The organism is Curtobacterium sp. MCBA15_009 (assembly GCF_001864895.1).
Classification (GTDB): Bacteria; Actinomycetota; Actinomycetes; order Actinomycetales; family Microbacteriaceae; genus Curtobacterium.
Genome location: NZ_MJGO01000039.1, coordinates 274,398 through 288,343 on the forward strand (window position 1 = coordinate 274,398; position 13,946 = coordinate 288,343).

The following is a 13,946-nucleotide window of genomic DNA, read 5'->3' on the forward strand; positions in this document are numbered from 1 at the left end:
CTCTGTGGGGGTGCCGTCACCCGGCTGTGGGTCTGCGATCAGACGATCGGCCCCGAGCCGGTCGCGCGGCGGGCGACGAACCAGGCGCGGACCGGTGCACGGGTGGCGGGGAACGCCGTCGTCGTCACCACGGCGACGAGCACGCCGCACACCGCGGGGACGAACACGGCGGTCACGGCCCCCTCCGGCAGGGCGGAACGGACGATGCAGGCCGACACCGCCGCGGCGGATGCGACGGTCGCAGCCGGCAACGCCGCTCCGAGGACGGTGCGCAACCGGACACCGGTCCCCCGCAAGGCGATGACGTAGGACGGCAGCACGAGTGCCGCACAGGCGGCCGCGTACGCCACGACCATCCCGCGGACACCCCAGGGCGACCCCGCGACGAACGCCGCGATCGTGAGCGGCTGCGACACGAGCACCCACCGGATCTGGCGACGGACGTGCCCGCTCGCGACGAACCACCACTCGGGGACACAGCCGAGCGCCCGCGCCGCGCCGCCGACCACGAGGAACGGCAGGAGGTCGGCCGACCCCGACCACGCCGACCCGAACAGCAGCTCGACGACCGGACCGGCCAGGACGCCGAGCAGTGCGAGGACCGGCCAGGCCAGCAGGGTCACCGCCGCCGTGAACTGTCGGAGCCGTTCCGTCAGGAGCGTCGGGCCCGCTTCGGCGAGCGCGGGCAGTGCGACGCGCTGCACCGCCGCTCCGATCTGTTCGAGCGGCAGTGTCATGAGCTGCACGGCCTGCACGTACACCCCGGAGGCGGCAGATCCGAAGAGCGCGGCGACGAGGACCCGGTCTCCGGTCCGGAAGACGAGCATGACCACCTGCACGATCGACACGTCACGGGCGATGCCGACCATCTCGCGGACCACCGGCCACGGAGCCGCCTCGCCACGAGGCGCGCGCCGGAGGACGGCGACCCCGGTGCCGACGACGGTCCACAGGACGACGACCTGCGCGATGACCGCGATCGGCCCGACTCCGGCGAGCGCCAGGAGGACGGCCGTCGAGGCCCCGAGCACGGCACCGGCCGACTCGACCGCGACGACCCGCCCCATCTCGGCGCGTCGGGCCATCGTGGCGATCGGGACCGCGACGGCTCCGGACACGGGGAACGCCACGGCGATCGCGAGCAGGAGGACCCCGTAGGGCGCGTCGGGCGCGAGCCACGCCGCGAGTGCTCCGGCCGTCGCGACGGCGACCCCGAGCACGAGCCCGAGGAGCGCACTCATCCGGTGCAGCGCCACGAGGACCGCCTCGGGCTGGGCGCCGGACCGCAGCACCACCGCTGCGAACCCGCCGCTGCGCACGAGTTCGAGGACGATCGACAGGCCGAGGACGACGGCGGCCGCGCCGTAGTGCTCGGGGCCGAGGATCCGCGCGACGACGACGTTCGCCAGGATCTGCACGGATGACCGGATGAGCGTCCCGCCGAGGCTCAGGAGCCCGCTGCGGAAGAACATCACGCATAGAAAATATCACATGTGTACATACGTATCCGCTACGTGCCGGTTGGCAGCCGTGAGCGTCCCTGGTCGCGACACCGTAGCGTTGGCCCCATGTTGCGCACCGCCGCCTGGCCCCCGTCCGCGACGGACGTCGACGCTCCGGCGTTGGAACGCTCGGCCGGGAGGCTCAGCGGGACCCACGCGGACCGGCTCGCGTTCGCGCGGGCGGTCGCGTCCACGACCCCGCCGCTGGCCTCGGGGACCGCCGGACGGTTCTTCGGCACCCTGGCCGCCGTGGCGGCCGCGGACGTCGCCCTGGCACGGACCGTCGAGCCACACCTCGACGCGCTCGGCATCCTCGCGCAGGCGGGAGTCGACGCGCCGGCCGGGACGACGTGGGGCGTGTTCGCGGCCGAGGCACCCGGACTCCGTCTCGACGCCACCGAACAGCAGGACGGCACCGTGCTCCTGCACGGCACGAAGCCGTGGTGCTCCCTGGCCTCGACGCTCTCCCACGCCCTCGTGACCGCACACTCCGGTGACGAGCGACGCCTCGTCGCCGTGGACCTCCGGCAGGACGGCGTCTCGGCGCACGACGACGCCTGGGTGGCGCGGGGGATGCCGGACGTCCCGAGCGGCCCGGTCGACTTCGACGGCGTCCGGGCGCAGCCCGTCGGCGACCCCGGCTGGTACCTGACCCGGCCCGGCTTCGCGTGGGGCGGGATCGGGGTCGCTGCGTGTTGGTGGGGCGGAGCGGTCGGCCTCGGCAGGAGGCTCCGTGCACTCGCCGAGGAGCGCCCGGCGTCCGAACTGCTGCAGGCGGCGCTCGGCGCGACCGTGCTCGACCTCGCCGACGCCGAGAGTGCGCTCGCGGAAGCGGCGTGCGCGATCGACGACGAGACGGCGGGACCGGAGGGTTCCGCACCGGACTGGCCGTTGCTCGCGCAGTCCGTCCGCTCCAGGGTCCGCAGGGCGGTCGACGCCGTGCGCGAGCGGGTCGTGTCCACGATCGGTCCCGCTCCACTGACCGCGGACGCGGCGGTCGCGGCGCGGGTCGCCGACCTCGAGCTGTACGTCCTGCAGGACCACGGCGCCCGGGACCTCGCACGCATCGGCCGGATCGTCGTCGAGCGCGGCGGTGTCGCGTGGTGAGCTTCGACCACCGGGAGCCCGGGACCGATCCGGCGGCGTGGACGGCCTTCCTCGACACCGTGCCGTCCGGCGCCGTCGAACTGGACGGCATCGGGTCCGTCGTCGTCCTCGCGCCGCACCCCGACGACGAGACCCTCGGTGCCGGCGGTCTCATCGCCCGGGCCGCGGACGACGGCATGCCCGTCCACGTGCTGCTCCTGACCCGGGGAGAGCACTCGCACCCGGACTCCCCCACGACCACCGCCACGGACCTGGCCACGGTGCGCGACGCCGAGTTCGCCGCCGCCGTGCGGCTCCTGCACCCGGACGCCACGGTCACCTCGGTCGGCATCCCCGACGGCGCGACCCGCGAGCACCGCGACCGCGTCGTCGGCGCCGTGGCCGACGCCCTCGCCCTGGGAGCCGGGCCGACGCTGCTCGTCGCGCCCTGGCGCGGCGACGGGCACCGCGACCACCGCATCGCCGGAGAGGTCGCCGAGGACGCAGCGCGTGCCGTCCCGGGGACGTCCCTGCTCGCCTACCCGATCTGGACCTGGCACTGGGACGACCCGACCGCGTCCGAGGCGCCGTGGGGACGTGCCCGGACACTCCGACTCACCGAGGACCAGCTGGAGCGGAAGCGCAGCGCGCTCGCGACCTACCGCTCCCAGGTCAGCCCGCTGTCGCCGGCCGTCGGGGACGAGGCGATCGTCGACGACCGGCACGCCGAGCACCACCTGCGCACGACGGAGTGGTTCTTCGCGTCGGAGCAGGTGCCCTCCCGCTCCCAGGCCTCCTTCGACGCGCACTACGAACGGAAGCCCGAGGGGTGGGACTTCGACGGGTCCTGGTACGAACGCCGGAAGCGCGCAGTGACGCTGGCCGCACTCCCCCGACCGCGGTTCCGGTCGGCGATCGAGATCGGCTGCGCGACCGGGGTCCTGACGGCGGCGCTGACCGAGCGTGCCGATGCCGTGCTCGGGACCGACATCTCCGCCGCACCCCTCGAGCAGGCCGCGCGCAGGGCACCGGACGCCCGGTTCGTCCAGGCCGCACTGCCCGCCGAGTGGCCGGCGGGGCGCTGGGACCTCGTCGTCATGTCCGAGGTCGGCTACTACCTGTCCCCCTCGGACCTCGACGCGACGATCGACCGCGTGCTCGCGTCCCTGGACGACGACGGGGTCCTCGTCGCCTGCCACTGGCGCCACCCGGACGACGAAGCGGTCTCGAGCGGCGACGCCGTCGACGCCCGCCTCGCCGAACGGTGGCCCCGCCCCGCACTGGTCCGCCACGTCGAGGAGGACTTCGTGCTGAGCGTGCTGCCGGGTCCGGCCGTCCGTTCCGTCGCGCGGGACGAAGGGCTGGTCCGGTGACCACGCCCGCACGGATCGACGTCGTGGTCCCGGCGCACGACGAACAGGACCGGATCGCCGCCTGCCTCGCCGCGCTCGGCGCCGCTCGCGCCCGGCTCGCGGCCGAGCGGCCGGACGTCGAGGTCTCCGTCACGGTCGTGCTCGACGGCTGCACCGACGGCACCGCCGCTGTGGTGGACGGCTTCGCCGTCGACGTCGTCACGACCGCGCACGTCGGGGTGGGTCGTGCGCGGGCGCTCGGCGCCGCGCAGGCCGTCCGGGACCACCCCGCCGACGCCGGGCGGCGGTGGCTCGCGCACACCGATGCCGACTCCCGGGTGCCGACCGGCTGGCTCGTGCAGCAGGCCGACGCACTGCGCTCCGGGGCGCACGTGCTGGTCGGCGCCGTCGTCCCGGACCCGGACGACCTCGATCCCGTCGTGCTCGCCCGCTGGACCCGGGCGCACCCGCCCGGAGCCGCGCTCGGACACGTGCACGGTGCGAACCTCGGCGTGCTCGCGGCGGCCTACCTGGCGCTCGGCGGGTTCGACCCCGTCCCCGAGCACGAGGACGTCCGGCTCGTCGAACGCGCGCGCGCGACGGGCTTCCGCGTCGACGCGACGGTCGACCTGCCCGTGGTGACGAGCGGCCGGTTCGCCGGTCGCACCCCTGGTGGGTACGCGGAGCACCTGCGGCAACAGTACGGCGACGCGAGCTGACCGGGTCGTCCGGCCGAGTCGCCGGCGTACCCGGCTACCGGACGAGCCACCCGGCGAGCGTCCCGAGCCGGACTGCCGCGATCCGGAGACGGCGGCGGCCGAACGGTGCGCAGACGACCGACCAGCAGGTCGCGACCACGTGCCGCAGCACCGCGCCGCGTTGCCAGGACGCCCCGTGCACGCGGTGCTTCTCCACCAGGAGGTGGTCCCACCGGGCGTAGTGCCGGTGGTTCCGGAAGAGCGCACGGACCGACCGTCGGAGCCGGTACTGGACGACCGCAGCCGGCTCGAAGCGCGTCGGGTACCCGAGGTACGTGGCGCGCCATGCCAGGTCGATGTCCTCTGCTGCGAGGAACGCCGGATCGAAGCCGCCCGTCTGCTCGAGCACGCTCCGCCGCATGCCCAGGTTGGCAGACGTCGTGTGCGGGAGGTGCCCGAAGCGCACGCTCGGCCAGGGCTGCTGCACGCTGCGCCACATCCAAGGCTCGTTGAGTCCGTCGTGCCGCAAGGGTCCGGTGCACACTCCGGCGATCGCGAGACCAGCGACCATCGCCTCGATCCAGGTGGCGGACACCACGTCGTCCGCATCACAGAACAGCACGACTTCGGTGTCGAGGGACCGCCAGCCGGCGTTCCGCGCGGCGGCCGGTCCGCGGACGACGGAGGAGTCGACGACCGACGTCCGCCAACCCGAGGGCCACGCGGTGGCGTCGACGATCGCCTCGACGTCCGCGACCGGAGCCCCGTTGCAACTCAGCACGACGGAGACCAGCCCCCGCCAGGTCTGCCGGACGAGGGCGTCGAGCTGCGCGGCGAGCTCCGTCGTCCCTCCTGGTCCGACGGGGACCACGACGCCCACCGAGGGCCGGTCGTGCGCGTCGGGAGCCCCCGTCCGGGCCCGGGATCCCGGCTCGACGGCGGTCACCGAGCCGTCCCGCCCTCGACCGTGACGCCGCCGGGTCGGAGACCGGTCGCGACGGCACGGACCGCCGGGAACGCCGCGGCGACGAGGACGGCCGCGACCATCCCGGTGCCCGCGGGCAGGAACACAGCGGCGACCGCCCCGGACGGTGCGGCGGACCGGACGGCGAGGGCGACCAGGACGGCTGCCGCCGCGGCGAGCGCTCCCGGTACGGCGGAGGAGCCGAGGTCGCGGAGTCGGATGCCCGAACCGCGCGTGGCGACGAGGAACGACGGCACCACCAGGCCGGCGCAGACCACCGCGTAGGCAGCGGCCATGCCGTGCACGCCCCAGGGCAGTGCGACGACGAGGGCGCCGAGGAGCACCGGCTGAGAGACGAACGCCCACCGGACCTGCCGCCCGGACCGACCACTCGCGACGAAGTACCAGACCGCTGCGAACCCGAGCGCCTGTGCGCCCCCAGCAGCGGCGAGGAAGGGCAGGATCTCGGCGGAGCCCGCCCACGCCGCTCCGAACAGCAGGCCGACCACCGGCCCGGCGAGCGCCCCGAGCAGTGCGAGGACCGGCCAGGCCATGAGGGTCACCGTCTGGACGATCCGCCGGTAGCGGCGGCGGACACCATCGGGGCCGGCAGCGGTGAACGCCGGCACGGCCACCCGCTGCACCGCTGCGCCGATCTGGTCGAGCGGCAGCGTCATCAGCTGCATCGCCTGCACCCAGAGCCCGGCGACGGCGGGTGAGAACACCGCGGCGACGAGCACGCGGTCACCGGTCCGGGCAGCGAGCGAGACGACCTGGACGAGGGAGAGGTCGCGCGCGGCACCGGTCATCGACCGGACTGCGGCCCAGGGTGCCGCACGACCTGTCGGAGTCCCCCGCAGCGCGGCGATGCCGGTCGCCGTCGCAGCCCACAGGACGACCACCTGCGCGATCATCGCGAAGGGACCGGCACCGGCCGCGGCCAGCGTGATCGCGGTGACCGCGCCGAGCACGACCGCGACGGACTCGACCGCGACGACTCGCCCGACCTGCTGGCGACGGACCAGGCTCGCGACCGGGACGGCGACGCGACCGGCGAGGGGGAACGCGATCGCGATCACGACGAGCAACGGGCCGTAGGGCCCGTGCGGGACCGCGATGAGCAGCACCCCGCCCGTGCACCCGACGGCAGCGGCGAGGACCCATCCGAGGCGGGCGCTCATCCGGTGCAGCGCCACGAGGACCGGCGCCGCGAGGTCACCGGAGCGCAGGACGACCGAGGCGAAGCCGTTGGTGCGGACGGGTTCGACGAGCACGGCGAGTGCGAGCACGACGGCGGCCACGCCGTAGGCATCCGGTCCGAGGATGCGAGCGGTGACGATGTTCGCGCTGATCTGGACGCAGGCACGGAAGGCCGTGCCCGTCAGGCTGATCACCCCACCCCGAACCGTCACCACGAATGCAGCATATCACATTCGCGAGAGACTTCCTTGGCTGGTTCATCGGAAGCGGCAGCGATCGCCACAGGCCCGCTCCCTACGTTCCCTCTCGTCGGCCCCGCCCGTGCACGTCGTGCGGCCGGTGACCCGCAGCCGACCACCACCGAGGAGAACCATGTTCCTGACGTACCTCAGGCGCGAACTCACGAACCGCAAGAAGCAGACCGTCATCGTCGCGATCGGGATGGCGTTGGCCATCGCCCTCGTGGTCGTCGTGTCCTCGATCGCCGGCGGCGTGCAGGCCGCGCAGTCGAGCGTGCTGCAGTCCGTGTACGGCGTCGGCACCGACATCACCGTCACGAAGACGACGACCCCGAGCGCGTCGGGCTCCGGTCGACCGAGCTTCGACTTCGGCAGCCGGAGCGGTGACGACGGCGACAGCAGCGGGTCGACCGACCTGTCGCAGTCACGGCTCGCCGTCGCGCGCGGCACGAGCACGCTCAGCGCCGCCAACCTCACGACCGTGACGGGCACCGACGGCGTCGAGGCCGCGACCGGTGTGCTGACCCTCGAGAACAGCACGTTCTCCGGTCAGGTCAAGCAGTCCACCGACGGCAGCAGCACGGACAGCAGCAGCTCCGACAGCAGCAGCACGGACAGCTCCACCCAGCAGGGGCCGCCGAGCGGCGGCGGCTTCGGCGGCGGCTCGTTCGACGTCGACTCGTTCTCCGTGACCGGCATCCCGGTCTCCGGCGACGCCGTCGGGCCGTTGACGAGCACCGAGCTCACGAAGGGCCGGACCTTCACCGCGAAGGACGCCGGCAAGGACGTCGTCGTGCTGGACGCGTCCTACGCGAAGAGCGAGTCGAAGGCGGTCGGCGACACCGTCGACATCGGCGGCACCGACTTCGAGGTCATCGGCATCGTCACCTCGACGGGCTCGTCGTCCACCACGGGCTCGAACACCTACATCCCCCTCGACACCGCGCAGGCGCTCGCCGACCTCGACGGCAAGGTCACCGCGATCTACGTGTCCGCCGAGTCCTCGTCGGACGTCAGCGCGATCAAGACCGCCCTGCAGCAGGAGCTCACCACCGCCACGGTCTCCACCGAGTCCGACCTGGCGTCGAGCGTCTCCGGTTCGCTGGGCACCGCGTCGAGCCTCGTCTCGAACCTCGGCACCTGGCTGTCGATCGTGGTGCTGGCGGCGGCGTTCCTCCTCGCGATCCTCTTCACGATCTCCGGCGTCACGCGGCGCACCCGCGAGTTCGGCACCCTCAAGGCCATCGGCTGGTCGAACGGCCGAATCACCCGGCAGGTCGCCGGGGAGTCGCTCGTGCAGGGCCTGATCGGCGGTGTCGTCGGCGCAGCGGTCGGCCTGATCGGCATCCTCGTGGTGAACGTCATCAGCCCGACCATCTCGGCGAGCGCCTCGAGCACGACCGGTGGTGGCGGCGCAGGCGGCGGCGTGCCCGGCGGCGCGGCGACCGCGGCCGCGGGCAGCGGCACGACGGGCGGCGCTCCGGCCGGCGGATTCGGCGGCGGCACGGCCACCGCGTCGACGACCGACGTGGTCCTGCACGCCCCGGTGACCGTCGAGGTCGTCCTGCTGGCGATCGGCCTCTCGATCCTCGGTGGTCTCATCGCCGGCGCACTCGGCGGCTGGCGTGCGAGCCGGCTCCGTCCGGCCGAGGCACTGCGGAGCGTGGCCTGATGCCCGGCCCCGCGACCGGCACGACACCGACCGCCGGCCCGCACGCCGCACACGCACCGACACCGACACCGACACCGAGCACGCGACCAGAAGGAGTCACCGTGACCAGCACCGACACCGCACCCGGCCAGGCGGAGGCGAACCGCGCCTCCGGTCCGATGTACCGGTTGACGAACGTCAGCAAGACGTACCAGCAGAAGAACCGGACGGTCACCGCCCTGACGAACGTGGACCTGACGATCCCGCAGGGACAGCTCGTGGCGGTCCAGGGGCCGACCGGCGGCGGCAAGTCGACGCTGCTGCAGATGCTCGGGGCGCTCGACCGACCGACGGCCGGGTCGATCCACCTCGGCGGCGACCGCGACGTGGCGAAGCTCGGCGACCGTGCGCTGACCGACCTGCGGGCGACGGAGATCGGCTTCGTGTTCCAGAGCTTCAACCTCATCCCGACGCTGACGGCGCTCGAGAACGTCGAGACGGCGTTCGCGGGGTCGCTCGCGAACCGAGCACGTCCGGAGATCCGCGAGCGGGCCACGGCTGCGCTCCGCGAGGTCGGGCTCGGCGAGCGGATGGAGCACCTGCCGGCCGAGCTCTCCGGCGGGCAGCAGCAGCGCGTCGCGATCGCCCGCGCCCTGGTGAAGAACCCCAGCGTGCTGCTGGCGGACGAGCCGACCGGTGCGCTCGACGAGGGCACCCGCGACGAGATCATGGGCCTCATCGAGAAGCAGTGGGCGGATCGCGGGCTGACGGTCGTCATCGTCACGCACGACTCGTGGGTGGCGAAGCGGGCCGAGCGTCGCCTGCGCCTCGAGCAGGGGCAGGTGCGCGAGGTGTAGCGCCGGCGGGCGGGACCGGGCCTCGGACCCGCCTCAGCCGCCGATCGGGTAGTCGCAGTACGCGAACCACCGCGAGTCCGGCGACCACGGCGGGACGTTGACCGTGCCCTGCCCGCCGTCGAGCGTCACGAGGGTCTCCGGCAGCACCGCCATCCGGGCGCCGCGGACGAGCGCGCCGGGCAGCAGCCGGAGTTCCACCCGGTGGTCGGCGGGGTGGCCCTGCACGCCGGGCTCGTACGACAGGTAGAGCAGGTGCGCGCCGTCGGGCGAGACGTGCGGGAACCAGTTCACCCGGTCGTCGTTCGTGATCCGCACCGGGTCGGTCGCTCCCGGCCGCAGGGCGACGAGCTGGGCGGTGCCGGGGGTGAAGCGCTCCGAGTTCCACACGAGCTGGTCGCCGGCGAACGAGACGCCGTCGTCCGGGTGCTCGTCGCGGGTCAGGAACGTCGGGTCTCCGGTGGCGGGGTCGACGAGTGCGACGTCGGTGGTCCAGACGCCCTGCTCGGAGTGCTCCCCGACGATCGCCGCCAGGGTCTCGCCGTCCGGCGCGATGCCGTGCAGGTAGAACTTCCGGACGACCGGCAGCGCGGTGGTGACGTCGGTGAGCGTCGCTGCGGCTCCGCCGAGCGGGACCGGGACCCGGTACAGGTCGCCGTCGCGACCGCTCACCACGACGGAGTTGCCCGAGGGGTCGAGCACGTGGTCGTTGTTGATCTCCGGGACGCCCGGCATCGGGACCGGCACGAGCGCCGACTCGTCGACGACCGTCCCGCCGTGCTCGAGCAGCCAGAGGTCGCCGCCCCCGTTCAGCAGGAGCCTGCCGTCCGGCAGCACGTTCGGCGCCTCGACGAGCAGCGTGCTCGACTCGAACACGAGCCGACTCGTCCGGCTCTCGAGGTCGTACACGTGCACCCGGCTGGTCTGTCCCGGCAGCAGCTGTCGTCCGCGCGCTTCGTTCATGGGTCCCATCCTGTCGTGGTGCGGGCCGCGTGCGCGCCGCCGCACGGACGGACGGGAGGCACGATGCGGGTCCGACCCGCATCGTGCCTCCCGTCAGGTGGTCCGGTCTACTTCACGGCACCGGCGGTCAGGCCGGCGACGAACTGGCGCTGGACCACGAGGAACGCGATGACGACCGGGATCGACACGACGAGCGAGGCCGCCATGATCTGGTTCCAGTACACGTTCGTCTGCGTCGAGTACTGCTGCAGGCCGACCGCCAGGGTCTGCCCGTCGCCGTTCGTCATGACCGAGGCGAACAGCACCTCGCCCCACGCCGTCATGAACGAGTAGATGCCGACCGCGACCAGACCCGGTCGCGCCGACGGCAGGATCACCCGGAACAGCGCACCCATCGGCCCCGAGCCGTCGACCATCGCGGCCTCGTCGAGCTCCCGCGGGATGGTCTCGAAGTAGCCCGCCAGCATCCAGATCGAGAACGGCAGCGTGAAGGTCAGGTAGGTGATGATGAGACCGGTCCAGCTGCCGACGAGCTGGATGCCGAGCGAGTTCCCGAGGTTCGTGAAGATGAGGAACAGCGGGAGCAGGAACAGCACACCCGGGAACATCTGGGTGGAGAGCACCGCGGTGGTGAAGGTGCTCTTGCCCTTGAAGTTCCAGCGCGAGACACCGTAGGCCGCGAACGTCGCGATGATCAGCGAGAACACCGTGGCGACGGTGCAGACGACGAGCGAGTTCACGAAGTACTTCGCCAGGGGCACGGTCGTCCACATGTCGATGAACGGCTGGATGGTGACGTTCGTCGGGATCCACGTGAAGTCGTTCTGCACGTCGCCGAGCGGCTTGATGGCCGTGGTGATCATCACGTAGAGGGGCACGACCGTGAACAGGGTCAGGACGACCAGGGTCACGATCTTGAAGGACTTGGCGCCGACTGTCTCACGCACGGACGGACCTCCGGTTGGTCACGGCGAGGTAGATGCCGGTGACGACGAGCAGGAAGAGCAGGAGCAACACGCTCATCGCGGCTCCGGAACCGAAGTTCCAGGTGATGAACGACGCGTTGTAGATGTGGAAGCTCAGCAGGTCCGCGGCCGGGGGCTGCGCGGTCGAGCCGAACAGGACGAACGGGGTGTTGAAGTCGTTGAACGTCCAGAGGAACATCACGAGCACGAGCGTCACGTTGACCGGGCGCACCATCGGCAGCGTGATCGAGCGCCACTGCCGGAACGGCTTCGCGCCGTCGACCGAGGCGGCCTCGTACACGTCGTTCGGCACGGACTGCAGACCGGCCATGAGCATGAGGAAGGCGAACGGCCAGGTCTTCCAGATGGCGACGACCACGACGGAGACGAACGCGTTCGAGCCGATGAGCCAGAACGGCCCGGTGCCGCCGAACAGCCCGAGCTGGTCGACCAGCAGGTGGTTGATCGCCCCGGAGTCCCGCTGGAACATGAACTTCCACGTGATGATGCCGGCGTACATCGGCAGTGCGTAGGGCACGAGGAACAGCGTGCGGAAGAGCCCGCGGCCGCGGAACGGCTTCTGCAGCGCGACCGCGGCGGCCATCCCGAACGACCACGACAGGCCGACCACGAGCACGGTGAAGGCGCACGTGATGAGGAACGAGTGCAGCACGCCCTTGCCGACGGCCTGGTCGAAGTCGACGACGAGCTGGTAGTTGCGCAGCCCGGCGAAGGGTGCGGCACCCCAGTTGGCGATGAAGTACTTCGTGAGCTGGATGAAGGAGATCCAGATGCCGGTGAGCATCGGCACGATGTGGATGAGCAGCTCGAACAGGATCGCCGGCGCGACGAGCGCGTACGGCAGCCACTGGAACGTGCGCTTGCGACCCGGCGGACGGCCCGACGCTGTCGGGGCCTTCGTGTGGGTCAGGTCGATCTGCTCGGAGTCGGGCAGGACCGTCGTGGACATGGGCAGGGCCTTTCGGCAGGAGGGATCCGGGTGCTTCGCACCCCCGGCCGGAACGGGCGGACGGGAGGCACGGCATGCGTGAGACCGATGGCTCACTGCCGACTGGTGGTCGGCTCTGGAGGTGGGGGGCGGAGGCCCGGGGCGGTCCTGCGGACGCGCCCCGGGCCTCCTGGCCGGGTCAGCCGATCGACTGGGAGACCTGGTCCTGGGCGGTCTGCAGCGCCGACTTGATGTCGCTGTCGGACACGGTGCCGCCGGTGGCGATCTTGGCGAACATGTCGTTCATCGCCTTGCCGACCGTGGACTCGAACTGGTCCTCGGCGGGCACCAGCGGGAGCGGCTTGGCCTTGTTGTTGTAGATGTCGAGGAACGTCTTGGTCTGCTCGTCGGTGACCGAGTCGGCTGCGGCGGCGAGCACCGGCAGGGCCGAGTACGGCTTGTCGAGCGTGGCCTGCGTGTCGGCGCTCGTCATGTACTTGACGAACTTCAGCGCGCCGTCCTTGTTCTTCGTGTTCTTGAAGACCGACAGGTTGATGCCAGCCGGGAACGACGCGATGTCCTGGCCGTCGGCGGTGGTCGGGAACGGCACGACGCCGAACTCGTCCGACTGCATGCCCTGCGAGGTGATCGTGGCGTTCGCGTTGTTCTGCGTGAGCATCATCGCGGCCTTGCCGTTGGCGAAGTCGGACACGGCCTGGGTGCCGTTGTCGTACTGCGCGTTCGACGTGTTGACGGCCTTGTCGGTCTGCATCAGGTCGAGGTAGCGCTTGATGCCGTCGACGTTCGCCGGGTCGGTGAAGGTCGGCTTGCCGTCCTTGTCGAACCACTCGCCGCCGTTCTGCGCCGAGGTGATGAACGCGAAGTGCGCGTTCTCGGTGTACGAGCCGCCGGCGATGGTGAAGCCGTACTTGCCGCCGGTGGTGAGCTTCTTCGCGTCGGCGGTCAGGTCCTCCCACGTGGTGGGGGCCTCGAGGCCGGCGTCCTTGAACATCGCCTTGTTGTAGTACAGGCCGTAGGCGAGGCCGTAGAGCGGGACGCTCGTGACGGTCTTGCCCGGGGCGCCGCCGGTGGAGAGCGCCACCTTGCCGAACTTGTCCGCCCCGCCGATGGCCTTCATCTCGGAGTCACCGAACTCCTGGAACGCGCCGGTCGCCTGCAGCGACGTCGCCCAGGTGTTGCCGATGTTGACGACGTCGGGGCCCTGGCTCGAGGACACGGCGGTCTGGATCTTGGTCTGCAGGTCGTTCCAGCCGATGACCTGCAGGTTCACCTTGATCCCGGTCTCCTTGGTGAACTTCTCGAGGACGGGGGTGAGCACCTCCTTGTCGTTCTGGAGCGACGTGCCCTGGTTGGACGCCCAGTACGTCAGCGTCTTGGGGTCGCTGGCTCCGGACGACCCGGAGGAGCAGGCTGTGAGGCCGGTCACCGTGAGGGCGGCGGCCGCCGTGATGGCCAGTGCGCGGATGACAGTGCGCATGACTCTCTACTTTCTCGTCGTTGAG

General features: G+C 72.0%; 12 protein-coding genes. 5 read left to right on the plus strand and 7 right to left on the minus strand.

Annotated elements, in window-relative coordinates:
• Positions 1 to 38: 38 nt before the first annotated feature.
• A complete protein-coding gene (locus tag BIU97_RS14495) occupies positions 39 to 1,472 on the minus strand; it encodes an oligosaccharide flippase family protein (protein WP_071261220.1) in 1,434 nt (477 codons plus the stop codon).
• 96 nt (positions 1,473 to 1,568) lie between these two features.
• Here BIU97_RS14495 and BIU97_RS14500 point away from each other — a divergent pair, with 96 nt between their 5' ends.
• The 3 genes from BIU97_RS14500 to BIU97_RS14510 are packed head-to-tail and all read left to right on the plus strand — an operon-like array spanning position 1,569 to position 4,659.
• Complete coding sequence (locus BIU97_RS14500; protein ID WP_071261218.1) at positions 1,569 to 2,609, plus strand: acyl-CoA dehydrogenase family protein; 1,041 nt, start codon at positions 1,569 to 1,571, stop codon at positions 2,607 to 2,609.
• Positions 2,606 to 3,961, plus strand: coding sequence for a bifunctional PIG-L family deacetylase/class I SAM-dependent methyltransferase (locus tag BIU97_RS14505; protein ID WP_254783001.1), 1,356 nt, complete (start codon positions 2,606 to 2,608; stop codon positions 3,959 to 3,961). The genes BIU97_RS14500 and BIU97_RS14505 overlap by 4 nt, the downstream gene beginning before the upstream one ends.
• Positions 3,958 to 4,659, plus strand: a complete 702-nt coding sequence (locus BIU97_RS14510; protein ID WP_071261211.1) for a glycosyltransferase — start codon at positions 3,958 to 3,960, stop codon at positions 4,657 to 4,659. The genes BIU97_RS14505 and BIU97_RS14510 overlap by 4 nt, the downstream gene beginning before the upstream one ends.
• A 34-nt stretch (positions 4,660 to 4,693) precedes the next feature.
• On the opposite strand, the gene BIU97_RS18175 is transcribed toward BIU97_RS14510, so the two are convergent.
• Together BIU97_RS18175 and BIU97_RS14520 are read right to left on the minus strand one after the other, a co-directional pair.
• Positions 4,694 to 5,584, minus strand: a complete 891-nt coding sequence (locus BIU97_RS18175; protein WP_071261209.1) for a glycosyltransferase family 2 protein — start codon at positions 5,582 to 5,584, stop codon at positions 4,694 to 4,696.
• Positions 5,581 to 7,014, minus strand: coding sequence for an oligosaccharide flippase family protein (locus tag BIU97_RS14520; RefSeq protein WP_175472463.1), 1,434 nt, complete (start codon positions 7,012 to 7,014; stop codon positions 5,581 to 5,583). Before BIU97_RS14520 ends, BIU97_RS18175 begins: the two co-directional genes overlap by 4 nt.
• Before the next feature lie 160 nt (positions 7,015 to 7,174).
• On the opposite strand from BIU97_RS14520, the gene BIU97_RS14525 reads away from it, so the two are divergent.
• Positions 7,175 to 8,713 carry an ABC transporter permease gene (locus BIU97_RS14525; RefSeq protein WP_071261205.1) on the plus strand — a complete coding sequence of 513 codons (1,539 nt, stop codon included), beginning with the start codon at positions 7,175 to 7,177 and terminating at the stop codon, positions 8,711 to 8,713.
• Positions 8,714 to 8,871: 158 nt separating this feature from the next.
• Positions 8,872 to 9,549 carry an ABC transporter ATP-binding protein gene (locus BIU97_RS14530; RefSeq protein ID WP_071262119.1) on the plus strand — a complete coding sequence of 226 codons (678 nt, stop codon included), beginning with the start codon at positions 8,872 to 8,874 and terminating at the stop codon, positions 9,547 to 9,549.
• 33 nt (positions 9,550 to 9,582) lie between these two features.
• On the opposite strand, the gene BIU97_RS14535 is transcribed toward BIU97_RS14530, so the two are convergent.
• The 4 genes from BIU97_RS14535 to BIU97_RS14550 all read right to left on the minus strand — a co-directional run bounded on the left by BIU97_RS14535 (position 9,583) and on the right by BIU97_RS14550 (position 13,921).
• Positions 9,583 to 10,509: a hypothetical protein gene (locus tag BIU97_RS14535; RefSeq protein WP_071261202.1), complete on the minus strand. Its 927-nt coding sequence runs from the start codon at positions 10,507 to 10,509 to the stop codon at positions 9,583 to 9,585.
• A gap of 107 nt (positions 10,510 to 10,616) precedes the next feature.
• Positions 10,617 to 11,456, minus strand: coding sequence for a carbohydrate ABC transporter permease (locus BIU97_RS14540; protein WP_071261195.1), 840 nt, complete (start codon positions 11,454 to 11,456; stop codon positions 10,617 to 10,619).
• A complete protein-coding gene (locus BIU97_RS14545; protein ID WP_071261192.1) occupies positions 11,449 to 12,444 on the minus strand; it encodes a carbohydrate ABC transporter permease in 996 nt (331 codons plus the stop codon). The genes BIU97_RS14540 and BIU97_RS14545 overlap by 8 nt, the downstream gene beginning before the upstream one ends.
• Before the next feature lie 178 nt (positions 12,445 to 12,622).
• Entirely contained in the window at positions 12,623 to 13,921 is a 1,299-nt protein-coding gene (locus BIU97_RS14550; protein WP_071261191.1) for an ABC transporter substrate-binding protein, read from the minus strand.
• Between the last annotated feature and the right edge of the window lie 25 nt (positions 13,922 to 13,946).

Bases quoted from the DNA above. Each gene is read 5' to 3' on its own strand.
- BIU97_RS14495 (WP_071261220.1), bottom strand. From the start codon at position 1,472: ATGTTCTTCCGCAGCGGGCTCCTGAGCCTCGGCGGGACGCTCATCCGG.
- BIU97_RS14500 (WP_071261218.1), top strand. From the start codon at position 1,569: ATGTTGCGCACCGCCGCCTGGCCCCCGTCCGCGACGGACGTCGACGCT.
- BIU97_RS14525 (WP_071261205.1), top strand. From the start codon at position 7,175: ATGTTCCTGACGTACCTCAGGCGCGAACTCACGAACCGCAAGAAGCAG.
- BIU97_RS14530 (WP_071262119.1), top strand. From the start codon at position 8,872: ATGTACCGGTTGACGAACGTCAGCAAGACGTACCAGCAGAAGAACCGG.
- BIU97_RS14535 (WP_071261202.1), bottom strand. From the start codon at position 10,509: ATGAACGAAGCGCGCGGACGACAGCTGCTGCCGGGACAGACCAGCCGG.
- BIU97_RS14545 (WP_071261192.1), bottom strand. From the start codon at position 12,444: ATGTCCACGACGGTCCTGCCCGACTCCGAGCAGATCGACCTGACCCAC.
- BIU97_RS14550 (WP_071261191.1), bottom strand. From the start codon at position 13,921: ATGCGCACTGTCATCCGCGCACTGGCCATCACGGCGGCCGCCGCCCTC.